The following is a 23871-nucleotide window of genomic DNA, read 5'->3' on the forward strand; positions in this document are numbered from 1 at the left end:
TGCTTGATGATCTGAAGCGTTTCCTGGGACGTCGTCGTCGCCTGGCATTGGGAGATCTTTGATGAGGACGGGCGGTGGCGGCAGTGGCTTGGCGGCGTTCGTCTGGAGCCGCTCGGCCGAGACCACAGGCGGCGCGAGGCGAACTATGCGCTACGAAGGCGTGTGTCATGACTCGACACCTATCTATTCTGTGGCGCTATGAGAGGAAGAAGCATGCAGGAACAACAGACACCGGTTGCCCAAGGTGCGTCCGCGGCTGCGGTGAGCACCGACTTTATCCGCACCTCGCGGAAGTGGATTCGCAAACGCATTGAGCAGCTCGACCCGTACGTCGATTACCAGGAGATTTGGGCTCTCAGCTACATCTATAACGTCACGGACTTCGATCTTCACTGGCAGTACACGGTGGACAATTCGCATCTGGGCATGACCACGTGGGGTGCGGACGCGGCATATCGCGACGGTACCGGCGCGATGATCGTCCAAGCCGAACAACGGACGACCAACACCAACGATCACATGCTGCTGTGGGCCGAGCACGGCCCGGACTCGCCCGTGACGAAGCAGGCGATCGATATCGTTAACAAGCAACATGTGAAATGGGCGAAGCACTACAAGGGATCCTTTTCGCACTCGGAAGACTACATATTCCTGTTCTCCGCTGCGGCGACCGCCGAGCACACTCTTAAGCGCAGCCTCGGGCTGCCCGGGTGGTCAGAGAAGCAGAAGATCGCCGCACACCGCTTCTGGTGCGGAATTGCCGAGCTGTTCACGGTGGAGAGCGGCGAGGTTTTAACCGACGTCGAGCCGATGCCGAAGACCTTCGAGGAGTGCGCGGCCTATGCCCAGGCATATTCTGAGCGCCCCTGGCCGGAGAATCCGATCGGCGCGCCGTTCACAGAGGAGCTGATCAAGCAATTTCTTGAAGCCTGGTTCCCGCAGCAAGCCCTGCGACCGTTCGGACGGGCGCTCATCACTACCTTCTTCGCGCCTTCGCTCTTCCGCATCTACGGGATGAAGCAGCCGCACTGGGCGCTGCAGTCGCTCGCACGGGGGTTTGTGAGAGCGAGATTCATCTACCGCGACTACATCCGCGCCGATGAGAAGGAGCCAATCACCGAGCGGCATCGCCGCCTCGTGGCCAAAGGCAGGGCTACAGCCAGCCGCATCGACACCACGGTCCACCGGGCCGTGGGAAAGCAAAACCCGGGCGGCGGATGCCCGCATGCACGGATCAACTAAGCGACCAAAGAAAAAGGAAATTGCAATGCCAATCATCAGGTCGAAGGGACACTCTCTGGGGGGTGACGGCTGGTCCGATGCGATCGACGTCAACGATCCTGGGGATGTGAATCGTGCGTTGCTGTTGCTTCTCCTGACTAGGACGCACGCTCCCGAAAGGGGATTGGCAACGAGTTCTCGGGACAGGATGCCGGACCTGCTCGCCGGGAATGGCGTGGGCCCCAGGGCAGTGTCAGCGTGAGTGCGGGGAAACTCGCGTTGCGCGTGGAGGGAGCATCGAAGAGCTTTGGTCCGACCCGTGCCCTGCGTGGGGCGTCGTTCGAACTGGAGTCCGGGACGGTTCATGCCCTTCTGGGTGGCAACGGCTCCGGCAAGTCGACGCTTATGAAGGCGCTGGCCGGTGTGCAGTCAGCTGACGACGGCACTATCGAGATCCAAGGCAGGACGATAGGGCTGGCCGCGATGACGCCAACCAGGGCGCGCGAGATGGGACTACGGTTCGTCCATCAGCAGCCCTCGACGTTCGCCAATCTCACCGTCGCGGAAAATCTGTCGATCGGCGGACCGGGTTTCGACGTTACTCGAACTGGCCGGATCCGTTGGCGCAGAACGCGCACCCGAGCGCGAGACGTTCTCGACAGATTCGAGATCGCGGTTCACCCGAACACTGAGATGGCCGAACTCGGTCCTGCGACGCAGACAATGGTCGCTATCGCTCGGGCGCTCCAGGATCAGGAGGACGCGAGCGACGGCATCCTGCTGCTGGACGAGCCAACCGCCTCGCTGCCGGACCACGAAGTGACCCTGCTTCTGGACGCCCTGCGCCGTTACGCCGCCACAGGCCAAACGATCGTCTTCGTTACGCACCGCCTCGAAGAGGTTTTCACCGCCGCCGACCGGGCGACGCTGCTCTCCGACGGTCGCGTGGTCGGCACGGTGTCTCCGCGTGACATTTCACACGATGACCTTGTCGAACTCATTATGGGCCGGCCGGTCGAGCAGATTAAGCACCATCGCGGAACGGCGACGGGTGGGGTCGTGCTCGACATCGAGCGGCTCTCGGCAGGACCCATCGAGGACTTCTCGATGCGGGCTTATGAGGGTGAAATTGTGGGCGTAACCGGACTGATGGGCTCAGGGCGTTCAAGCCTGCTGAAGGCCCTGTTCGGCGTGCTCGGAGCGCGTGCCGGGACGGTCCGCGTGCAGGGGACAGAAGTGCGCTTGACCACCCCGCTCGCCGCCATGGCGGCGGGCATCAGCTTCGTGCCCGAGGACCGCGCTTCGGACGCCGCGTTTGCGGACTTGACACTAAAGGAGAACCTGTCCATCGCATCCGTGGGCCAGTACTGGCGCGGCGGACGCCTTCGTCAGCGATCGGAATCACAGGCTGCGCGAGAGCTTCTGACCTCTTTCGCCATCAAGGCAGATTCGATCGATTCGCCCCTGAACTCATTGTCCGGGGGAAACCAGCAGAAGGCCATCCTGGCGCGCTGGTTGCGGCGCGACCCCAAGGTGTTGCTCCTCGACGAGCCCACGCAGGGCGTCGATGTCGGGGCACGCGCCGAGATCTACGGCCACATCCGCCGCGCCGTCAACGCGGGGAGCGCCGCGATCATCGCGAGTTCCGATACCGAAGAGTTGGCGGCGATCTGCGACCGCGTCGTGGTCCTCCGCAAGGGGCGACAGGTGGCGGAAGTCGCCGGAGATGACCTAAAGAGCGAGGTACTTCAGCGACTCTCGCACACGGACGGCCCTGCCAAGGAGGCAGCATGAATACGACAACTACGACGACGCCGGCTACGGCAAACGGCCATCGGCCACCCGGCTCTGGGCAACCGGCAAGGCGTCGCAAGCCGCTCAGGTCCTACCTCGAGGCCTATGCATTTCTGGGATTGCTCATTCTGACGTTTGCCTTCTTCAGCCTCTGGCCGAAGACCGCGGACACGTTCCTCAGCGCAGCGAACCTTCAGGTGCTCATCGGCGGCAGCACGGCGATCGCGATTGTCGCCCTTGGATCCCTGGTTCCGTTGGTCTGCAACGAGTGGGACCTCTCCATTGGTGCTAACGCCGGCTTGTCATCGATCTGCGTTGCCATCGCGCTCACGAACGGCGTGTCGGTCCCGGTGGCGATCCTGATCGGTCTGGGAGTGGGCCTCGTTGTTGGGACGGTCAACGCTCTGCTCGTGACGCGACTTCGCGTCAACGCGGTTATCACCACGCTGGGCGTCTCGATCATCCTGGCCGGAGTCATCACGCTTAATACTCACGGGCAGGGCGTCAGCGGGAACATGCCGGCCGAGTTCACCGCTTTCGGAACGGAGACTTGGCTTGGTATCCCTGGAACGGCGTATGCGCTCGCCGCTGTGACCGCCTTGGTGTACTACTTGCTTTGTCAAACGCCGTACGGCCGGTACCTGTATGCGATGGGATCGAGCCGGTCCGCGGCCCAGCTCGTGGGTATCCGGACCAGGCTCATCCTTGCTACGAGCTTCGTGATGGGGGGCGCCCTATGCGGACTCGGAGGTGTGCTCCTAGTGGCTCGTTCCGGCGGCGCGGATCCGCGTGTCGGTGACTTGCTCACGTTGCCCGCGCTGGCCGCGGCGTTCCTGAGCGCCGCCGCGATCAAGCCCGGCCGGTACAACGTGTTCGGGACGCTGGTGGCGGTCTACTTCCTCGCCGTGCTCAACAGCGGGCTCAGTCTCGCCGGCGCCGAGGATTACATCACCAGTTTTGTGAACGGTGGAGCCCTGATCATCGGCGTCGCGCTGGCGGTCAGGCTTGGTTCCAATCAACGCACGACATGAATTCCAATACAACAAGGGAGCAATGCCTACATGAAGAATTTGAACACCTCAAGAAAGGGACTGCGCCTGGCGGCGACGCTGGGCGTGGCGGTTGGCATCGCGGTTCCGATGACCGCCTGCGGCGGCAGCAGCGTCGGCACGGACGCATCGGGCGGTGGCAGTGGTACGACAACGACCGATGCGCAGTACGTTGCGATCCTTGACGAGTTGTACAAGGGTACGTACCAGGAACCGAACGGACCGGTCATCGCGGAGCCGGCGGCAGGCAAGAACATCTGGGTAATGCCGGCCGGGTCGAACGCTGAGGTCATGGTTGATGTCGTCGACGGGGTCAAGGAGGCAGCGACGAAGCTTGGCTGGGAGGTGACGGTCTTCGACGGCGAGTTCAGCCCGACCACCCAGCTCGCGGGCGTGCAGCAAGCCCTCGCCGCTGGCGCCGACGGCATCATCACGTACGCCGTCGATTGCTCGGCGATCAAGAACGGCCTGGCGCAGGCGAAGCAGGCCAACGTGCCGACCATCAACATTGCTGGCGAGGAATGTGATCCGCCCGCCTTTGCCTACACAGTCGCGTACCCCGGATTCGACAGTAAGGCTGATTACATCACAGCGTACGGCGAGGCGCAGGCCAATTACGCGATCGCCAAGACCAACGGCCGTGCGAAGGTCATCCTGAGCACGCAGACAGACCTCCATGCGTCTCTGCTTCAGTCCGAGGGGATGGTAGCTGCGCTGTCGAAGTGCTCGGGCTGCGAGGTTGTGGGCGACGTCAAGTTCGTGGGCGCGGACTTCGGACCCGCGCTGCAGTCCAAGATCTCCCAGCAGCTCCTGAAGCATCCGGACGCGAACGTGATGATCGCGCCCTACGATGCGATCTTCACCGCAGGCGGCGCCCAGGCACTCAAGTCCTCAGGTCGGCTGGACCAGACACTGGTAGTCGCCGCTGAGGGCTCGGTTGATGGCATCGAATTGATCCGCAGCGGTTCCGGCATAAATGCGTGCTTGGGGTACGACGCCGGCATGGAGGGCTATGGCGGGGTCAACTACCTCGCCCTCATCTTCGATGGGAAGGACCCCTCGAAGGTGCACAACGGCGTCGGCTGGCAGGCATGCGACAAGGATCAGAACCTGCCCGCCGATGGCGAGAACTTCCTGTCACCGGTGGATTACAAGACAGCATACGACCGCCTGTGGAGCCTCAAGTAGGTCCTGTGTCGGAACATGGACCACATCCGATGCAGGAATGACCAGGCGACAGTAGCTGTCCACCTCGAGGGGCTCGAGGCCACTTGCGCCCAAATCCGCGAGACGGGCGTAGAGCCCCGGATGCTCGATGCCTTTGTTTCCCAATTGAGGGTCGCGAATGCGGTTGGCCGTGGCGAGGAGGACTTCGCTGCCGTCGCCGACAGCCTGATGGCTGCCTCTCAACGGTTCATCCCTGCAGTGCCGGTGGCACCAACCCGTTGAGCGACCGCCTGGGCGGGGGAGTGATGGCTGTTGAGGCATCCCTCCCCCGCTCAGGAAACGCAGATGGAACGCGACCGGACGTTCACCGCCGGCCGGACCAAAGCCGCCGCCATCGCCAAGACCCTCGATCCGCGCATCGTCACTCCCACTTGCGGGGCAAACCCCCGACCAATAAGGACAGATCCACATATGAAGAATCCGAGTATCTCAAAGCGGGGACTGCGCCTGGCCGCGACGCTCGGTGTGGTGGTTGGCGTCGCGGTTGCGGTGTCTGGCTGCGGCAGCAGCGTCGGCACGGACGCATCGGGCGGTGGCAGCGGTACGACAACGACTGATGGACAGTACGTTGCGATGCTTGACGAGTTGTACAAGGGTACGTATCAGGAACCGAACGGACCGGTCATCGCGGAGCCCGCGGCGGGAAAGAACATCTGGGTGATGCCCGCCGGGTTGAACGGGGAGGTCATGGTCGATGCCGTCGACGGGGTCAAGGAGGCAGCGACGAAGCTTGGATGGGATGTGACGGTCTTCGACGGCAAATTCAGCCCGACCACCCAGCTCGCGGGCGTGCAGCAGGCCCTCGCCGCTGGAGCCGACGGCATCATCACGGTTTACGTAGACTGCCCAGCCATCAAGAACGGCCTGGCGCAGGCGAAACAGGCCAAGGTGCCGACGATCAACCTCGCTGGCGAGGAGTGTGATCCGCCAGCCTTTGCCTACACGGTCGCTTACCCCGGCTTCGAAAACTACATCGACTACCTAACGGCGTACGGCCAGGCGCAGGCTTACTATGCGATCGCTAAAACCGACGGTCAAGCGAAGGTCATCATGAGCACCCAGACCGACCTCGGTTCGATTCGCGAGATGTCGCAGGGAGTCCGCAACGCGCTAGCGAAATGCACGGGCTGCGAGATCAGGGCTGACGCCGAGTTCGTGGGTGCGGACTTCGGGCCCCCACTTCAGTCCAAGATCTCCCAGCAGTTCCTGAAGCATCCGGACGCGAATGTGTTCATCGCGCCTTACGATGCGATCCTGACCGCGGGCGGCACCCAGGCCCTCAAGTCCTCGAGTCGGCTGGACCAGACACTAGTAGTCGCCGGTGAGGGCTCGGTCGAGGGCATCGAATCGATTCGGAGCGATTCCGGTATAGATGCGTGCTTGGGGTACGACGCCGGCATGGAGGGCTACGGCGGCGTGAACTACCTCGTCATCCACTTCGATGGGAAAGATCCGTCCAAGGTCCACAACGGCATCGGTTGGCAGGCATGCGACAAGGATCACAACCTGCCGGCCGCTGGCGCCAACTTCGAGTCGCCGATTGACTACAGGGCCGCCTACGAACGCCTTTGGAGCCTCCGGTAGGGCACACTGAGGGGCCTCCGGGACATCCCACGCGGCGTCAACGGCGCCTGTTGAGCATCAGCCGTCGGCGAGGTCCGCCGCAGTTTTCACACCACCGAAGAGCTCGCGGACCAGGATGCGTTTGAGGACCTTGCCCGTCACGCTCATCGGGAACTTATCGAGTATGACAAGCTCCCGGGGCCGCTTATAGGCGGCCACCCGGTCGGAGGTCCACCGCAGAATGGTCGGGGGGTCGTCAGCAGCCTCGGCGATCAGGCGAACGACGGCAACGACCTCCTCACCGTACCGCGCGTCATAGCGACCGATGACCGCAGCGTCGGCCACAGCTGGGTGGGCCTTCAGGACCTCTTCAATCTCGCGGGGATACACGTTGTAACCGCCTCGGATGATGAGCTCTTTCTTGCGGTCGACAACCGCAACGTATCCTTCCTGGTCCTTGACTCCGATATCGCCGGTCCGGAACCAGCCTTCGACCAAAACTTCGGCGGTCGCGTCCGGTCGGCCTAGGTAACCTTTGAAGACGTTATGTCCCCGGACGACGATCTCACCACGTTCGCCGGGCGGGACCAGTTCGATGCGCTCAGAGATGTCGTCCCGCGCGATCTCGACCTCGACACCCCAAACCGCACGTCCAACGGTTCCAGGCTTGCGGGGGAAGTGCGGCTGGTTGAAGCACACCATGGGGGACGTCTCTGAGAGTCCGTAACCCTCCATGACAACGGTGCTGAACGTGGCCTCGAACTCCCTCAGGAGGGGGAGGGCCATCGCGGCGCCCCCTGATATGCACAACCTCAACCGCGGAACCTTTGCAGCCTGTGCCCGGGCGGGTTCGAGGAGTGCGTGGTACATCGTGGGCACGCCCTCTAAGACTGTGACGCCATGTAGGTTCATCAACCGGAGCGCCTCACCCGCCTGGAAGAAAGGCATAATCACCAAGCAACTGCCAGCCAGGAGACCGGCGTTCATGACACAGGTCATGCCGTAGGCGTGGAAGAGCGGGAGTGCGGCAAGGATCACGTCGTTCTCCGTGAACGCGAAGAGCTTTGTCGACGCCGAGATCCATGCGTTCCACAGAAGATTGGAATGCGAGAGTACTGCACCCTTGGGCGTGCCGGTCGAGCCGCTGGTGTAAATGACCACGGCATCCTCATTGCCGCTGAGTCCCGGCCGCGGAGCCGGCGCAGGTGACGACGGAATATTTGCCCAAGCCACGCAACGGCAGCCTACGGCGGTGGCGACCGCACTGGCGACAGGTGTTGGCTCGCCATCCGTGAGGAGAAGCGACGCTGCGCTGTCAACAACCGCGTGCTCGAGCTCCCTCCGGGAAAGCGTCGGGTTGAGCAGCACCACCGTCGCGCCAGTCGCGAGGCAGGAGAAGTAAGCCTCGATGAAAGGGAGCCCGTTGTTCATCAGGATCGCGACCCGCTCGCCGCGCCCCACCCCCAGGGCGCTGAGGGAAGAAGCAAAACTTCCAACTGATGCGGCGAGGTCAGCGTACGTGCACCTGAGCCCATCCGCGATCACTGCTAGGCGATCCGGGTAGCGTGCTGCGCTCTCGAAGATAAGATCGCTAGTGGCCGTCATCGCGCCTCCATTCCGGAATGCGGGACCACCAAATAAACGATGCAACAGGCTTCCCCATGCTCCCGGCCGCAACCGTGGCTCGAACTGGGATCGCGTGCCCAGTGGCGGCAGGTGCCCCTTTGGGGGAGTATCGGCTAAAGACCGCCCCGGCGCCCAGTCCCAAGGGCAGGGCACGCCTGGAGCGGGCGTTGCAACCGCCGGCGGAGAACATCTCGGCCGCGGCCAAAGGAGCCTGCCGTGGGGGCCCTTCTTGGAGGTCGCGGCGTCCGAGGCATGGCAATCCCCCAAGGCCGCTGCGGTCAAACAGGAGACTGGTGCCTTCGGAAGGCTTAATTGTATTAGTCACGCCGCATCGTTCCATCGTTAGCTACATCCCGTTACCACCCTGATACAGCTATCAGACAGCCGTCCATCCCCCGTCAACCACTAACGTCTGCCCGGTCATGTAGGACGATGCGTTGGCAGCAAGAAACACCAGCGCGCCGTCGAGTTCGTCCTCACGCCCACCGCGACCCATTGGCATTCGACGGAACCGTCGTTCGCCAGCTCTTCCCATGAAGAGCCCTTCGGTGATCTCGGACCGAAAATACCCGGGAGCGAGAGCATTGACCCGAACGCCACGATCAGCCCACTGCGCCGCCAGTTCACGGGTCAGGCTGATCACGCCACCCTTGCTGGCGCAGTAGCCCGCCTCAGGAATAGACCAGCTCGCGACCAAGCCATTAATCGAGGCAACATTGATGATGCTGCCTGAGCCCATGCTGAGCATGACCCGGCCGACGTGGTGGCACATTCGGTAGAGCGCGATGAGGTTAACGTCGATGACGTTACTGAAAGTCTCGACGCTCTCATCCTCGGCCGGCTGAATAGAGGTAACGCCGGCGTTGTTCACGACGACGTCAATGGCTCCCTTCCAGTCGATTGTCCGCGCGATTAGGCTTTCCACCTGATCCTCGTCCGTGATGTCGGCGGGGACAGCAAGCACCCTGTCGGGGTAGGCAGCTTGAAGGTTCATGAGAGCGTCAGCGCGCCGAGCCACCGCCACTACACTCATGCCCCGTTCTGCGAGCACGGTGACAAAGCGACGTCCCAGACCTGAACTTGCGCCGGTGACGATGGCAGCTCTGCCAGTCAGGTCAAAGAGGGGATCGAAGGACTGGGTGCTTTTTGATGCAGTGCTCACGTTCTCATTCATCTCTTCTGCCAATCCGCCGAATTCGATTGGGACCGCCCCCGTTACTTACGGTGCTTCCTCGATTGTCAGAAATCCGGCCGTGTGACTGGTCTCCATGGCCTGCCCCGAGAAACCGGTCGTCGCAAGTGGACGAACCAACCATAACTATACCGTCCAGCCGGTATAGTTCTAAAAATAAGAGCGCGAAAGTTGCCGTGGCTCGCTTGATAGGGGAGGGGCATCCCGAGCGCCGGGAATTCCGATGCCAACCTGACCGGATGGCCAATGGACGGCTACAGTTTAGCGTCGCCCATTACCGCTGCCGCCAGGTAGGCAGGTGAAAAAGGGCGGCTGCTCAACGGGGGCAAGTGGGATGACGAGCCACTGCCCCCCATAGAACTCGACATACGAATCCGGGGGACAGGCTGCATAGGCCTGCTCTCGTGTCATGCTAATCCCTTCCTTCCAGCCCATTGCGAACTTGATCACATGGCCAAGTTAGCAGAAACTTGGCCACATGGTCAAGATGTTCCTGCGAAAAGGTTCAGGCGCGAGCCAGGCAGTTGATCAAACAACTGAGAATTAGCCGTCGACTCACCGTATGGACGATGACTTCGCCCACAAGGGGCCCGAGTGCTGCCCCGGCTGAGAAACCCCGCGGCGCAGACGGCGATGGCAAGCCTGCGCTGGTTGCGGTCGATGAAGATGTTCCGGATCAGCGAGAGGGTTGACGGCATGAGCATGGCACCGAAGACACCGAGCCCAACACGGGATCCCACGAGGAACTCTGCCGTCGGCGCGAAGGCAGCGGCGACGGAGAAGAAGGCAAACCCGGCGGCCCCGGTCATGAGCAAGCGGCGCCGGCCAAAGCGGTCTCCGAAGGTACCCATGGCAACGAGCAGACCCGCGAGCTCCAGAGGATAGCTATCGATGATCCAGAGAAGCATGATGCCGCTGGTATTGAACTCTAGGGAGATCGTTGGAATGGCGAAACTGAGCACTGTGTTGTCGACTGCCACGAGGAGGGCCGGAAGCATCTGTGCCGCAAGCGCAATCCATTTGCGGCGGCCTGCGGGGCCGGGCCTCTGGGTCTTTGGGGAAGGCCGAAGTGCGCTCACCCCAAGGGCCGTGTTGACGGCCTAGTGTACTGAGACATGCCGCTTCGCTATACCGTCCAGACGGTACAGTAAAGAACGATGACAACAGTATTATTGCTTCCATGACCAGTTCCAGGGAGCGAATCCTCGACAGTTTTGAAGACATCCTCATCAAAGATGGAGGGCGGGCGGCAACTATCGACAATGTTGCGGCCGCCGCCGGTGTCTCCAAAGGTGGGCTTCTCTACCATTTTCCTTCCAAAGAAGCCTTGGTGGATGGGTTGGGCGAACGGCTCTTCTCCCTCTCTGCGCGGGATCTCGAAGCGATGGCCGTTGACCCTGAGGGTCCAGCGCGATACTACGTGCGCACGTCAATGTATGAGGACAGCCCGTTGGACCGGGCGCTGGTGGCAATGGCGCGCCTGGCGCAGCAGGGCCATCCCAAAGCGCAGGCCAGCTTCAACCGGATTCTGCGGCTGTGGCTGACGGCACTCGAGGAGCAACTCGGCAGCCGAAGTGTATCCCGGGCAGTGAAACTCATGGGGGATGGCCTCTACTATGAGGCGGCATTCTTCGGTGGCGTCGAGGCAGAGCGACAAACAGAAAGCGAACTGCAAGATGTCCTCAAAATCGTGGACCTGGTGGTCCGAGAGGGCCGCAGACCGCCAGGGCCGACGTAACGCTCATCAGCCGACACTACTGCAGGCGCTCCCTAAGAGACACGCAGGCGCCCGCGAACACATGAACGAATCAGGCTTGGGGTGCGCCGGTGGCCAACTGCCGACTCCGGTTAGCCAACGCCTTCAGGAACTTCTCCTCTTCAGGGGTGCGCGCCCGATCTCCCTGAAACTGCACGCGCGCCGTCATGGGGTGCGCCTAGCGCAGCGTGACGGTCCTGCTGAATGAGTAAGAGTGCATTTGGTCGTCAGCGGGACCGAACGGCATCTGCAGTTCCGACTTGGTGAATGGCCGCTTGGACGGGCGTCTCTCGTACTCCTGTGGGTAGGAGGCGGTGTTCCAGTCAAAGAAGACCTGGGACGGGTGAGTTCCGAAACGCTGTCCGCAGACCCGGTCCCAGCCGTAGTCGGGGTTGGACACCTATGACCTGAACCGACGGAGCGTGGACTGGTAACCGCGGACGGTGCAGCGCTTCAGCTGGTGGATGGAGCGCAGGTCACCGAAATACTCCTCGACATGCTCCGGTGCCCAGTTCCACGGGAACTCGTTCACATGGTTGACGAACCGGCGGACGCACTCGATGCCCTTATCACTCGTGTCGGACTGCAGGTTCCTGGAGAGCTGCTGGTTGCGCCACCCGGTCAGCATGTCTTCAAGCGTCTGTTCCTCGGGATTCAGCAGCCGAACAGCGCTCAGCTGCAGCACGCGCCAAACCCGTTTCCCTCTGTTTTTGCCACCAATTCACGTGCAAGTCGTGCTCAGTATCTGAATCAATGATTCATTGAATGCATCATCAGCACAAAACCGCAGGTTTTAGGCATGTATCGGCCGCCTTCGAGATTGGGGGTTGCAGCCGAAAGGACCACCTGGGAAGCGGCACATCAAATCCGTCAGGCCGCAAAATCCGCGGAATCGCAAGGAAGTCGGAGAACTCCGTTGCCCAACCGGGGGATCGGGCAATTGATTCATCTGATGCAATACGCAGAGTCCTACTTTACATAACCTATGTTATCGGCGTGTACAGCACGGGAGTAGAAGTGGATGCGAGAACTCCCGTTCCCTGACGAATTTGGCGTTTCCACAGGTCAGATGCCACTGGACGCGATGACTGGGGCCGGACGCCGGAGCATGAATTTGCTCCTGGATCGCTTGTCGCTGTAGGTTTCCTGCATCTAGTGCATGTTTCCACGGTCTGGGGTTGGAATGAGTGGTGCCGTTCCGGGTTTCGTCCCGCGGATGCTGGTGGCTGCCGGTCTCTAAGTCTTAGCGCTTGGTCCGTTTCTTTGCTGCCCTCTGCGCCGGCTCGAACCGGTCGAAATCTCCAGGTGCCCTAAGTTGGTCGAGCCTGGCTTGAAGTCGCGGTTCCAGCTCCCCCACATGGTCATCGAAGAAGACGTCAATCAGCTGGCCCGTGGTCTCGTCGTAGGCGAAGGAAGCCCCTCGCGGCAGGCCCAACTGATGCATCTTCGCCCGCAGATAATCCCTCATCTGTCTTTCGAAGGAAGCTGGAGGTCGTCCAGGAGGCCTTGTGCACCAGACCAGCAGCCATCCCTCCTCCAAAGAATTCCCGAAGGGCAATGCCGCGGTTCTTTCACAGCGTCCTGAAGAGGGCTCGGAAAGCAGTAGGCTCGGGATTTTTGCCATCTTCTCTTGGAACTCAAAGGAGCCAGCCAGAAGCGTTGCCCCTACGCTTAACCAGCCGTAGTCCCGTCTTGACTCGACGGTATCGACCAACTGGCCCAGCGGACTGGGACTCATCCTCGGTTTGGGCGGCGCGGCTTCGGTTTCACCCCCGGAATCACTGATCCCATCAGAATCTTCTGGACGAGTTGTACCGGCGCGCACGCTCTTGTTTATTGCAACCTGCGCGGCATGCCAACGGTCTAACGGCTCAGTACGACTTGTGATGATGGCTGGCGCCTGAGTCTCATACCTCCGCCGTTCAGCAGTGGTGGGCGCCGGCATGAAGGGCATGCGGGCCTTGACCAAGTCAGGATCCGGCTCCACGTAGAGACCCGCCTCATAGAAGTAGAGGAAGAGGTCAAGTTCATCAGGAGCTGAATAAAAAACGGTAGCCTCAGGATCGCGGCGACGCCTGAGATAGAGAAGGAACTCTGAAGGACGATCAATAAGTTGAGTGATGAGGTCGAGATCGTGGATGGAAACCGTCCACGGGATACTCTCAGAGCTGAGCAGACCGGCCTTGACGAGTTCCGCTGTCGCGGTATGCGCGAAAAGCAGATCGTCAAGGCTCACGGCGATGGTATGTATTTCACGGATGCGTGATAGATCCACCCATCCCTCACGATGTATGCGCAGCCCACCATCGCGTTGGATCCGTTCTTGCAGCCGGCTGGCCTGAATAGATGCCTTCGTGATAATTCCGGTGAGGTCACGACGGAAACTGCGGGTGTCGCCAGTACGAGAATTCGCGGTGAGGGCAACGGCTTTGTCCTCGACGATGAAGGCCACATCATCTTGAACGATGAGATGGTCGCCTTCTACTCGCTTGCTGAAACCTGAAGGTTTTCCACGCTCTTCCGCTTCATTAGCAGGGACGTAGTATTCAAATCCATCCCACGTAGTTGCCGAATCAAGGATTCGCCGGAAAGCGGCCTTAGTGCGAGCCTCGAGTAGATCTCCTCTGAATCTTTGGTAGGGCTCCCAGACAGTGGTCGTCTTGAGATGCTGCTCAAGGCTTTCACGGACCGCAGTTACTATGTGCGCGCCATGAATCAGCATCGCAGCACCGTCAGCCGACCTTAAGACTGGGCGCGTGCGAAGAAGGTTGTTGCCACGGGTAAATTCGTAAACGAGCTGTTCTGGTGTCCAGGCAACCGCTTCAAACGTAAAATGGTCCAAGACCGCAGCAACAACAGAGGCTGGTAGCCCCGTTGCAGTACAGATTTCATCGATCGTGACTGTGATCAATTCAGCTGTGGGCTCCCAGGTACTCTGCCAAACTTGGATCATTTCCTCCGGGTCCGCGGGTGCGGGGTCATCACTTACTGCTGAAAAATCGTCGATGAGTCGCCACAGTCGACTGTTGAGGCGGTCGACTTGAAGCTCATGACAAGCGTCAAGGACGTCCATCGCGGCGGCAGCGTCAAATCCTAGATCTCTTTCCAGCTGTTGGCTGATCTCTTGCTTTCCGAAGAGCTGACGCACCGTGTCGGCGACCATGTCGGGATAGGAGGAGTTTCGTATCCACATCTCAGAGCCCCGCATCATTAAAGCGAGCATTGCCAGCGGTTTCTCAGGCTCCGCACCGATGATGTCAAGCAGGCTCGCAAGTTTCAGTATGCGGTCGGCTTTGGGAAGGGCGTCCCCTATAACCTGACTAAGACTCCGCGTCGCCCTGCCAGCCGATTCTTCAGCCCCTTGGCTTCCCTCGTCTGAGAGTGTTTCGTCACCATCGCTGGCCACTATCAGAGCCAGCAATTCGGCCCGGTTGAAACCACCCTCACCGCTGACTATTGCTTCGGGCGTCATCGGGCTGTTTGTTCCTTCGGCGGCCCAGGGCAAGCACGCGAGCCTTGCCACCTCAATAACGCGAATCGGGTCGAAGCGATGGAGGGCAACGCGCAGGTCTGTCACGATGGCGGTGATGATCGATTTGATCGCGGCCGCAGGGTCTTCTTCGTTCGACAAAAGGCCGGTTTCCCCAGCCATTCCTTCGAGGGACCCAAGGAGCATCGATGCGTAGGGATCGGAGGAGGCCTGTCCAGCCCGATTCCTCCGCCTGTTTCTCACGTTCCGACGTTTTGCTCGGGAGGTCATGGTTGTATTTCAGCACAAGGAACGGGCAACCGTCTGGATCATCGGCGTCCGTCGTCAGCTTCCCTGGGTCCCATGCTTGCATGCCGAACGCCAATTCAAGCATGCCGGTGGGAACGGCCGAAATCGACTACTCCCGGCTCATGAATAACCGTGCATGCCAGTTGAGTGGGACGAGTAGAAGTACATGAGAAGACTCCTTCTCAGCTACATGTGGTGTCAGACCAGCTTCCAAAGCACCAGCAGATGTGTGGCGTTGAGTTTTAGCTCCTGTCCCGCTGTTCTCGCGCTAACGGGGCGGTCGAGAACCGCGAAACAAGGCAGCCTTTTGGTCCTGGCCGTAGCGCACCGCACCTAATGGTTTACCTCGTAGGAAGACCCCTGCCGTTGCAACTCCTAAAAATTCTGGGTGTTGCAACTGTTGGAACACAAGACCTGCGCGACGGGCCCCCGTTTCTTCGAGGATCGGGACAACGCCTCACGACTTCCGCTTCTCTGGCACCAAAGTTGGGAAACTTCTTGTAAGTAAGCGCTTAGTCGGCATAGAGTAACGCCCTGCCGACTAGTTGCCTTTTCCAAGCCTCGCATGCGGCTATCACCGTCGAACCGTCGAGACTTGCTGGGCACCATCAACAAACAGATGCGGGGCGGACGCAAAAGAAGGAGTGAATATGGCAGAGATACACGGTCGAGAGTCGATAACCGTTCTTGGGTGCGGTCTGATGGGGGCGGGGGTCGCACGAGCGTTTGCCGAGGCTGAGCACACCGTTTCGATTTGGAATCGAACCCCTGAAAAGGCCCAGGCGCTGACCACTATTCCGGGTATTACCATGGGGCATTCACCAGCAAGCGCATGCGGGGCTAATACAATTGTGAGCGTATTAGAGGGATACGATGCGGTGCGAACGGTGTTGCAGAGGGTGCCGGACCTGCGCGGGAAAACGATCGTGAATCTCTCGACCGGCTCCCGACAAGATGCTTTCGAAATGAATGCATGGATTGGCAGCAGAGGGGCGAAGTATCTTGACGGGACGATACTTTGTTATCCACAAAATATCGGAACGCCCGAAGGGCTGGTGGTTTACTCGGGCTCCCAAAGTGTCTTCAAGGAGCATGCGCACCAACTCATGACGCTGGGCCGCGAGTCACGTTATGTATCCGATGAGATCGGCGGCGCGAACATCGCTGCAATGAGTAGCGCATTCTTCATTACGGCGCTGGCAGCATTTGCTGAATCGGTGCCGTATATTCTCAAGTCCGGAATCAGCTCCGTAGATATCCAAGCCATCGCGGAATCATTGATCTCTCGTCTTCCCGAGCAGATCGCAGGACTCGCTGAGGCGGTCGAGACGCAGGAATTCGATACCGATGAGGCAAACGTCAACGGCTACTCGAACGCCGTAAAGAGTTTCCGGGAGGCAATGACCAAAGCGGGAACTAACACAGTTCTCATGGCAGCGACAGAGCAGTTGCTTGCCAAGGCACAGCAGGAGGGCTTTGGCAACCTCGCGATGGCCTCCGTGGCCCACGTCAACTCGGATGAGTAAGGGCCCGGCCCGTCCTTTCTGTCACGGCGTTCCTCATAATACGGCGCTCCAGATGACGACTGCCTGGAATACTGCCAGCGGCAGGCGAGGGCGGGTGTGTCATCAGCTAGCCCGGGGCCTGCCACTGCTTAAAAGTGTAGGAGCTGCGTGGACAACGCAGCTCTTTTGTACGGTTCGATGTCGTAGCTGACTGGGCGGGTTCCGGCGGGGCCCTTGCACTTACGGTGGCTTTATGGTCTTCCTAATCGGGGATGACACGATGCCTGCGCCTTGCAGGTAAGCGGGATTGATTTGGACGACAGGCCTTGTTCGCCGCGGCCGGGCCCAGCATAAGCACCAGAGACGGCTTGTTTCCGTCGGCCAGGATTGGGCGGCGCGATCCTGCGTTCTGAGGCGATCAAGGCAGTGGACGCCATGGTCCCTGACGGCCAGGCCATGGACCGCTGCAGCCGGGCTGAGACGCGGCACTGGGCTACTCCTGGTCGGTCCTGCACTCAGAGCAGGATTCCGACGGGCACGGACGTGGTTCCGATCGAGGCCAAAAGATGTATACACCGGCGCCGCGTTCCGGCAGAACCGCCCGCATCCGGTCCAGGAAGGCACTCTTCCGTTCCGAATGATACGCGGTACGACAGCTGGGGCGCGTAGGACCTCGATCGTTTTTGCGACCCGCAGAAATTGAAGGGATCTGCCGCCAGACCCACTGACTCTGGATCACATGATCAACTGGATCGGAGCAGCGTGCCTGCGCTCTGTTCACTACGCATCCTCCGGATCTTGCCCGAATAGCACCCAAGTCACCGATCGCCTACTCGTAAAAACTCTTGACCGCCTGGCCAAGTCGGCCTAGACTCGGCCATGTGATCAGCTCCACAAATATGTGGAGTTCTAAGGGATCAGTGACTCATCATCCCGTTCGACACTGTTGACGGCCGAGCAACGTATTAGCAATCGCTAACTTTTATAGCTTCGAGTGACGCTGATCGCTGATGGGCTGCCACTGTCCAGCGCAACGAGGCCGGGACTGTTCTCAATATTTGGAGGAAATGAATGAAGCAAGAGCACGCAGTTGTCGTTGGCGGTAGCATCGGGGGTTTGCTCGCGGCGTTCGGAGCCGCCGGGAGCTTTGAACGGGTAACGATCGTTGAGCGCGACCAACTCGTCGACGGGGTAGACGCGCGCAAAGGCGCGCCACAAGGGAGGCAGCCTCACGCATTCCTGCCAATCGGCATGAAGTTGATCAGCGAGTTCATCCCAGACCTGCGCGACCAGCTGATCGCAGCCGGCTGCCCGACGCAAGACGAGATCCGGGACATCCCCTACATCTCCAGCGAAGGCTGGCGCATGCGTATTGACAGTCCGCTCGAGTCGATAGGATTTCGGCGCCCACTTCTGGAAACAGTGATCCGGCAAAACCTGCTGAAGCTGCCGAACGTGGAGGTGCATGCTGGCTCCGTGATCGGCCTGATAGCAAAAGACAATTTGGTGACGGGAGTGCGCCTAAAGAGCGGTGAGGTCCTGGAGTGCGACCTGACGATTGACGCGACCGGACGGTCATCCCAGGCGCCGAAATGGATGGAAGAGCTCGGATACGACCGCCCCGCGGAGAAGCATGTCCGCGCGTATATGGGCTACTCTTCCCAGCTGGTTCGCCTGCCGGATGGTGCATTGCCGGACGGCACGAAGGGCCTCGCCGCTATGCCGTTCCCCGGCCACCACACCGGGGGGCTCATCTTTCCTCAGGACAACGGGCTGCACATTATTCTTGGAGTAGGCATGATGAAGGCCTACCCACCCGGCGACCGCGAATCCCTGCTCGAATACCTTGATGCAGCGCCGACGCCCCTGCTGGGACAGATTGCCCGTCAGAGCGAACCGGTCAGTGACGTCTCGACCTACCGGGTTAGTGGTAGCCAGTTCCGGCTATGGCACCAGCTGGACCTGCGTCCTGACGGCTTTGTCGTGACTGGTGACGCCGTGGCATCGTTCAACCCGATCTACGCGCAAGGGATGTCGCAGGCAGCCCAGGGCGGCATCGCCTTGCGTGACGCCCTGAGCAACGCGCATGAGGATCCGCGGCCGCTGCCCGTCCGGTTCCAGGAGGGACTAGCTAAGTTCACCGAGGTAGCTTTCGCCATGGCAGGGATGGCAGACGCCTTCTACGAAGGTGCCGAGGTTGAGGGCATGGATCCGCCGGATCCTGCAGAATTGGAGTACTTCATGAACCTGGAGCGCCTCTCCGGCGAGGATCCGGACGTGCTACTCGAGCTAGCCGAAGCGACGTACTCCATGGAGCTGGAGCGGCTTGAAACCGTCGAAATCAGGGCGAAGGTCCAGGCTTGGGTCGATTCTGGCAAGCCCCAAACCAAGACTTTCAATCCCGCCGAAATTCCTGGGGTCGCTTCAATCGTCAGAGGCTGAAAATTCCTGTCGCTTCTCAAGTTCGACCAATGTGCCGAAGAAGCAACTGGGCCACCCAGTACCATTCGTGACATCATGCGGCAGAGGCATAAGAACTAGCGGTTGGTGTCAGAAACAGGACACTGTATCAGCGACTGCCTGCTAATCCAGGCGGCAAACGCGGCCGGCATCGGTCCGGCTGTTCCAGAACACGCGACTGATGCACCGGCTCCGGACGAGGAACGGCCGGCCCGCTAACTCCCGGCGCATATCCCGAGATTTATTGCAGTCCACGTCGAACGCCGACACAGTGCTTTGCAGCCCCGCAGGCTTCTGTCGGGCTACAAAAAACATTCTCGTTAGGGCAGCACGCGTGCTGCCGGAAATCAATGCGAAGCAAGAATAAATGGAACGCTGGCAAACCCGCATTCGGGCACGTGGCCAGCCAAGGAGGCTCAGATGTCCAAGATTCAATTCCTAACACCAGCCGGGGTAACGCATGTGCTTGAGGCGGCGCCCGGTTCCTCAGTAATGGAAATCGCGATACAGAACGGTATGCCTGGGATGGTCGCGGAGTGCGGCGGGGCAGGTGCATGCGCAACCTGCCATGTCTACATAGATCCCGCGCAGACCGACCTTGTCGGACCAGCCGAGGACCTCGAGGACGACATGCTCGACGGTACGACGGCAGCACGCAAGGCCAATAGCCGTCTTGCGTGCCAGATCGAAATCCATGACGGTCTCGACGGGCTTCGCGTCGAAATCGCGCCGGAGCAGTAGTGAACGGCACGCTGATTGTTGGAGCCGGGCAGGCCGGGGCTCAGGCGGCATTCTCCTTGCGGGAGATGGGATACACCGCGAAAATCGCCATTGTAGGATCGGAACCTCATCCGCCCTATCAACGGCCTCCGCTGTCGAAAGCGTTTCTGACCGGCTCTGCCGGCCATGAGTCGCTGCACTTCAGGAAGCCGGAGTTTTACGACAGCTTGGGTGTCGAAGTTCTATGCAACCGACGAGTGATCGATGTCGAAATGGGTGGCGATGCCGTCGATATGGGTGGTATCGCACGGCTCGATAACGACACTATCAAGGGATTCGACAACCTGATGCTTGCCGTCGGCGGCCGCCCTCGGCGCCTCGACATTCCCGGTGCGAAGCTCGCGGGAGTTTGCTATCTCCGAACCATCGCCGACGCAGAACAACTTCTCGATGCCTTCAAGTACGGCGCGACGGTTGTTGTGATCGGCGGCGGATTCATCGGACTTGAGGCAGCAGCGATGGCACGAAGCAGAGACAAACGCGTCACCGTGGTGGAGGTCGGGGACAGGCTCTTGTCACGCGCTGTCGCTCCGGAGATGTCAACCTTTCTGGCCGAATCCCATGCTCGACGCGGCACCGACGTGCTTTTAGGATGCAGTGTGACAGCCATTGAAGGCGAGCACGGAAGTGTAAGCGGTGTCCGTCTGGCCGACGGGACTCTGATACCTGCCGATATTGTGATTGTCGGGATTGGCATGACTCCCCGTTTGGATTTGGCGGAACGTCTCGGGCTTAGGACGGCGAGCGGCATCGTTGTAGACGCCTTTGCCCGCACTAGCGACCCGCGGATCGTCGCCGCGGGAGACTGTACAGTGATGCCGAATCCCATGACCGGTGTCGGTCTTGTGCGGCTCGAGTCGGTTCAAAACGCGGTTGATCAGGCGAAGGTCGCTGCCGCGACCATTGCGGGACAACCGTACATGCATTCAAGCCTGCCGTGGTTCTGGTCCAACCAAGGTGACATCAAACTTCAAATGGCAGGTTTAACTGAGAGCTACGACCAAGTTGAGCTACGTGGTTCCATGTCCAGTGAAAAATTCTCCGTCTTTTACTACAGAAATGGTCGTCTCGTTGCTGTCCATGCCGTCAACCGGCCAAAGGATTACATGTTGGCCAGGAAGGCGCTGTCGCAGGGCATGACCGTCCCGACCGAGAGCGTCGCTGACGAGGGAACCTCACTTGTTCCTACTGCCTGACCTCACTCGTGCGGAGTATCCATATGAGTCGTGTGACTTCCTCTCCCGAGGGGCACGATACTTGGTCTCCTGCACCCACCAACAATCACCCAGGGTTCACACCAGCACTAAAAAGGTTGAACCCGACCAGCGTCGTCGCTGACTCCCTGGTCCAGGGAAATAGGTCTGCTGGATGAGCTCTCCGTGTGCCTCTCAACCGAGGGGCATTAGACAGCGCGTTCTATTAAATTGAAGGGAAAATTATGGCTGTCATCACCGTCCGCATCGACGATGCCGTCAGAGACGCTTTACAAGCCAAAGCAGACGAGGAATGCCTGTCGCTTGGTGATTTCGTTCGATGCCGTCTTCAGGATGCCGTTTTTCGTGAGGATGAAGGTAGAAATGGCAACGCCGGGGGCTTAGAGCGGGATACGGTCTCGGCTCTCGAGCGCGACACGCTCGCCCTGCTCCGCAAAATCCTGGCCTGTGTATTACCTCAGGATGCCAACGACGTTGACGGTGATCAGCAGCCGGAACGGGAAAAGGTTCTTGAGCGAGACTCCACTAAGGAGTACCCCATGGAGCTTGTTGGCCTTCAGTGACGGGCGTAGGGCGAGTTAAAACCAGCCACGGTCGGCTTTACGGGCCCTTTGCAGTCAGGCATGGTTGAGGGTGTTCTTCCGGTAGGGTCGGTGGCCGCCGGCGGCGAGTAGGCATCTGAGTCTGTAGTCGGTGAAGTTGCGGAAAGCCCGGGCGATGCGGCGGGTGGTTTCGATAACACCGTTGATCGCTTCGGTGGGGCTGTTGGAGGCGCCAAAGATGCTGGAAGTGGGCCAGGATTGCCGACTTCCCTTGTTTGAGTATCCTGCCGAGGCGGAAGACTTCCGGGATGTGGCAGGTGGGGAACGAGGAGATCACTTTTGTCACGCGCGAGTTCACGTCCGCGGGCTGGAGAGGCCTGGTGGATGTTGCAGAGCTTTTGATAGCACTGCCACGCGAGGGTGACTTCTTGGTCGGTCTCCAACGGAGAGTTTTGCATCGAGCCTGGCGGCTTGTTTGTCGGTGAGGTGTTCTGCTCCGACCTACAGGGTCCTGCGGATCCGTAGAGCGGCTCGCCCCTGCGTCCGCGGTGTCCGAGGGTTTCCTCTGTACCCGGCGGCGGACCTCGTCGACCATGGCCGATCCGAGTTTGACGATGTGGAACGCGTCCAGGACGGATGGATTCGGGGAGTCCATCACGGATCGCGTTGGCGTAGCCGCGCAACGGGTCCAGCGCGGCGGTCTCAATCCGCGGTGAACGCAGGACCGCGGGTTTGAGCCAGTGTGCGTAGGCCTTACCGGACCGGCCCGAGGGTGTTTCATTGAGTGTGTAAGGGTCCGGTCTCTAACTAGGGTTTGACCTGCGGTTTCACCCCTGAAAGGACGGGCCCTCTTGGCCGAAATCAGTATGACCACCAACCCCCTTGAAGGCGTCTTGAGCGCCGACCAGATCGACGCCCTCGTCACGGCAGCGGAGGACCTCGGAGAGGGCCGCAACGGTGTTGAAGAGCTCCTCTCCCGGATGACCCGCGCGGTCCTGGAACGGGCCTTGGAAACGGAGATGAGCGACCACCTCGGCTACGAGTCCGGGGACCCCGCAGGGCAGGGCACGGGCAATTCCCGCAACGGCAAGACCACCAAGAGCGTTCAGACCCTCCAGGGGCCGGTGCAGGTCACCGTGCCACGGGACCGGAACAGCTCCTTCGAACCGGTCATCGTGCCCAAGCGGGCCCGCCGGCTGGGCAAGGTCGAAGACATGATCCTGTCCCTTTACGCCCGCGGAATGAGCACCCGGGATATCGGCTCCCACCTCGATGAAATCTACGGGACCAAGGTCTCCGCGGCGACAATTTCGAGGGTGACCGACGTGATTGCCGATGAGCTCGCCCAGTGGCAGAACCGGCCGCTGGAGTCCGTGTATCCGATCGTCTACATCGACGCGATCTGGCTGAAAATCAGGGACGGCGGCGTGGTGGTGAACAAGGCCTGCCACGTGGCCGTGGGCGTGGACGTAGAGGGCCGCAAGCAGGTCCTGGGCCTGTGGCTGGGCACCAGCGAAGGGGCGAAGTTCTGGGCCAACGTGCTCACCGAGATCCGTAACCGCGGAGCCGCCGACATCCTGATCCTGTGCTGCGACGGGCTCACCGGGCTGCCGGCAGCGGTGAACAGCATCTACCCCCAAACCGTCGTGCAGACCTGCGTCGTGCACCTGCTGCGCTCGGCCATGAAATACGCCTCCTACGGTGCACGCAAAGCCATGGCCCGGGACATGCGCCCGATCTACACCGCACCGACCGTGCAGGCGGCCGAGCTGGCCATGGAGGCCTTCGCGGAGACCTGGCAGAGCACAGCTCCCGGGGCGGTGCTGGCCTGGCGGAACGCTTGGGAAGACTTCACCCCGTTCCTGGCTTTCACCCCCGAGATCCGCAAAGTCATCTACACCACGAACCAGATCGAATCGATCAACTACCAACTGCGGAAGATCACCAAAACCAGGGGCTCATTTCCCTCCGACGAGGCCGCGATCAAGCTGGTCTACCTCGGGATCAGAAACATCGAGACCACCCGCGGCGGCGAGCTCGGAACCGGCACCCAAGGCTGGCACCAGGCACTGAACGCTTTCGCCGTTCAATTCCCCAACCGGCTTCCGATCTGACCACCCGGCAGACCGGATAACCGACCGGTCCCTTACACAGAAAACTTGAC

Annotated in this window: 18 protein-coding genes and 2 pseudogenes; 13 read left to right on the top strand and 7 right to left on the bottom strand. The window is 60.5% G+C overall.

Annotated elements, in window-relative coordinates:
- Positions 1-213: 213 nt before the first annotated feature.
- The 6 genes from ACQ3DC_RS20695 (at position 214) to ACQ3DC_RS20720 (ending at position 6875) form a co-directional block, all read left to right on the top strand.
- Entirely contained in the window at positions 214-1242 is a 1029-nt protein-coding gene (locus tag ACQ3DC_RS20695) for a hypothetical protein (protein ID WP_430753086.1), read from the top strand.
- Positions 1243-1479: 237 nt separating this feature from the next.
- The gene (locus ACQ3DC_RS20700) at positions 1480-3015 is read left to right on the top strand and encodes a sugar ABC transporter ATP-binding protein (protein ID WP_430753087.1); all 1536 of its coding nucleotides are present in this window, start codon (positions 1480-1482) and stop codon (positions 3013-3015) included.
- The gene (locus ACQ3DC_RS20705) at positions 3012-4046 is read left to right on the top strand and encodes an ABC transporter permease (protein ID WP_430753088.1); all 1035 of its coding nucleotides are present in this window, start codon (positions 3012-3014) and stop codon (positions 4044-4046) included. Before ACQ3DC_RS20700 ends, ACQ3DC_RS20705 begins: the two co-directional genes overlap by 4 nt.
- A gap of 30 nt (positions 4047-4076) precedes the next feature.
- Complete coding sequence (locus tag ACQ3DC_RS20710) at positions 4077-5252, top strand: sugar ABC transporter substrate-binding protein (RefSeq protein WP_430753089.1); 1176 nt, start codon at positions 4077-4079, stop codon at positions 5250-5252.
- A 15-nt stretch (positions 5253-5267) separates the two neighbouring features.
- A complete protein-coding gene (locus tag ACQ3DC_RS20715) occupies positions 5268-5513 on the top strand; it encodes a hypothetical protein (RefSeq protein ID WP_430753090.1) in 246 nt (81 codons plus the stop codon).
- A gap of 63 nt (positions 5514-5576) precedes the next feature.
- Complete coding sequence (locus ACQ3DC_RS20720) at positions 5577-6875, top strand: sugar ABC transporter substrate-binding protein (RefSeq protein ID WP_430753091.1); 1299 nt, start codon at positions 5577-5579, stop codon at positions 6873-6875.
- Positions 6876-6932: 57 nt separating this feature from the next.
- Here the strand turns inward: ACQ3DC_RS20720 and ACQ3DC_RS20725 are convergent, their stop codons facing one another.
- The 3 genes and pseudogenes from ACQ3DC_RS20725 to ACQ3DC_RS20735 all read right to left on the bottom strand — a co-directional run.
- Positions 6933-8459 carry an AMP-binding protein gene (locus tag ACQ3DC_RS20725; RefSeq protein WP_430753092.1) on the bottom strand — a complete coding sequence of 509 codons (1527 nt, stop codon included), beginning with the start codon at positions 8457-8459 and terminating at the stop codon, positions 6933-6935.
- Between the two features lie 397 nt (positions 8460-8856).
- Positions 8857-9642 carry an SDR family NAD(P)-dependent oxidoreductase gene (locus tag ACQ3DC_RS20730; RefSeq protein ID WP_430753093.1) on the bottom strand — a complete coding sequence of 262 codons (786 nt, stop codon included), beginning with the start codon at positions 9640-9642 and terminating at the stop codon, positions 8857-8859.
- Between the two features lie 595 nt (positions 9643-10237).
- A pseudogene (locus ACQ3DC_RS20735) lies at positions 10238-10751 on the bottom strand (MFS transporter); the annotation flags it as partial.
- Between the two features lie 101 nt (positions 10752-10852).
- Between ACQ3DC_RS20735 and ACQ3DC_RS20740 the strand changes: the two are divergent.
- A complete protein-coding gene (locus ACQ3DC_RS20740; protein ID WP_430753094.1) occupies positions 10853-11410 on the top strand; it encodes a TetR/AcrR family transcriptional regulator in 558 nt (185 codons plus the stop codon).
- 418 nt (positions 11411-11828) lie between these two features.
- Here ACQ3DC_RS20740 and ACQ3DC_RS20745 read toward each other — a convergent pair whose 3' ends face one another.
- Both ACQ3DC_RS20745 and ACQ3DC_RS20750 read right to left on the bottom strand, forming a co-directional pair.
- On the bottom strand, positions 11829-12113 hold the full coding sequence (locus ACQ3DC_RS20745; RefSeq protein WP_430753095.1) for a hypothetical protein: 285 nt from the start codon (positions 12111-12113) through the stop codon (positions 11829-11831).
- 558 nt (positions 12114-12671) lie between these two features.
- Positions 12672-15080 (bottom strand): hypothetical protein, encoded by a 2409-nt coding sequence (locus ACQ3DC_RS20750; RefSeq protein WP_430753096.1) that lies wholly within the window; start codon positions 15078-15080, stop codon positions 12672-12674.
- A gap of 776 nt (positions 15081-15856) precedes the next feature.
- Here ACQ3DC_RS20750 and ACQ3DC_RS20755 point away from each other — a divergent pair.
- The 5 genes from ACQ3DC_RS20755 to ACQ3DC_RS20775 all read left to right on the top strand — a co-directional run bounded on the left by ACQ3DC_RS20755 (position 15857) and on the right by ACQ3DC_RS20775 (position 21728).
- Positions 15857-16732, top strand: a complete 876-nt coding sequence (locus ACQ3DC_RS20755) for an NAD(P)-binding domain-containing protein (protein WP_430753097.1) — start codon at positions 15857-15859, stop codon at positions 16730-16732.
- Between the two features lie 1050 nt (positions 16733-17782).
- Positions 17783-19153 carry an FAD-dependent oxidoreductase gene (locus ACQ3DC_RS20760; protein ID WP_430753098.1) on the top strand — a complete coding sequence of 457 codons (1371 nt, stop codon included), beginning with the start codon at positions 17783-17785 and terminating at the stop codon, positions 19151-19153.
- 438 nt (positions 19154-19591) lie between these two features.
- A complete protein-coding gene (locus ACQ3DC_RS20765; RefSeq protein WP_430753099.1) occupies positions 19592-19912 on the top strand; it encodes a 2Fe-2S iron-sulfur cluster-binding protein in 321 nt (106 codons plus the stop codon).
- Positions 19912-21147, top strand: coding sequence for an NAD(P)/FAD-dependent oxidoreductase (locus ACQ3DC_RS20770; protein ID WP_430753100.1), 1236 nt, complete (start codon positions 19912-19914; stop codon positions 21145-21147). The genes ACQ3DC_RS20765 and ACQ3DC_RS20770 overlap by 1 nt, the downstream gene beginning before the upstream one ends.
- 242 nt (positions 21148-21389) lie before the next feature.
- Positions 21390-21728 carry a hypothetical protein gene (locus ACQ3DC_RS20775; RefSeq protein WP_430753101.1) on the top strand — a complete coding sequence of 113 codons (339 nt, stop codon included), beginning with the start codon at positions 21390-21392 and terminating at the stop codon, positions 21726-21728.
- Between the two features lie 54 nt (positions 21729-21782).
- Here the strand turns inward: ACQ3DC_RS20775 and ACQ3DC_RS20780 are convergent, their stop codons facing one another.
- Positions 21783-21947: a transposase gene (locus tag ACQ3DC_RS20780; protein ID WP_430753102.1), complete on the bottom strand. Its 165-nt coding sequence runs from the start codon at positions 21945-21947 to the stop codon at positions 21783-21785.
- A gap of 58 nt (positions 21948-22005) precedes the next feature.
- Positions 22006-22488 (bottom strand): annotated as a pseudogene (locus ACQ3DC_RS20785) (transposase); the annotation flags it as partial.
- An 85-nt stretch (positions 22489-22573) separates the two neighbouring features.
- Between ACQ3DC_RS20785 and ACQ3DC_RS20790 the strand changes: the two are divergent.
- Positions 22574-23821, top strand: coding sequence for an IS256 family transposase (locus ACQ3DC_RS20790; protein ID WP_430752900.1), 1248 nt, complete (start codon positions 22574-22576; stop codon positions 23819-23821).
- Positions 23822-23871: the final 50 nt, after the last annotated feature.

It is taken from the genome of Paenarthrobacter sp. NEAU-H11 (assembly GCF_050573415.1).
Taxonomy (GTDB): domain Bacteria; phylum Actinomycetota; class Actinomycetes; order Actinomycetales; family Micrococcaceae; genus Arthrobacter.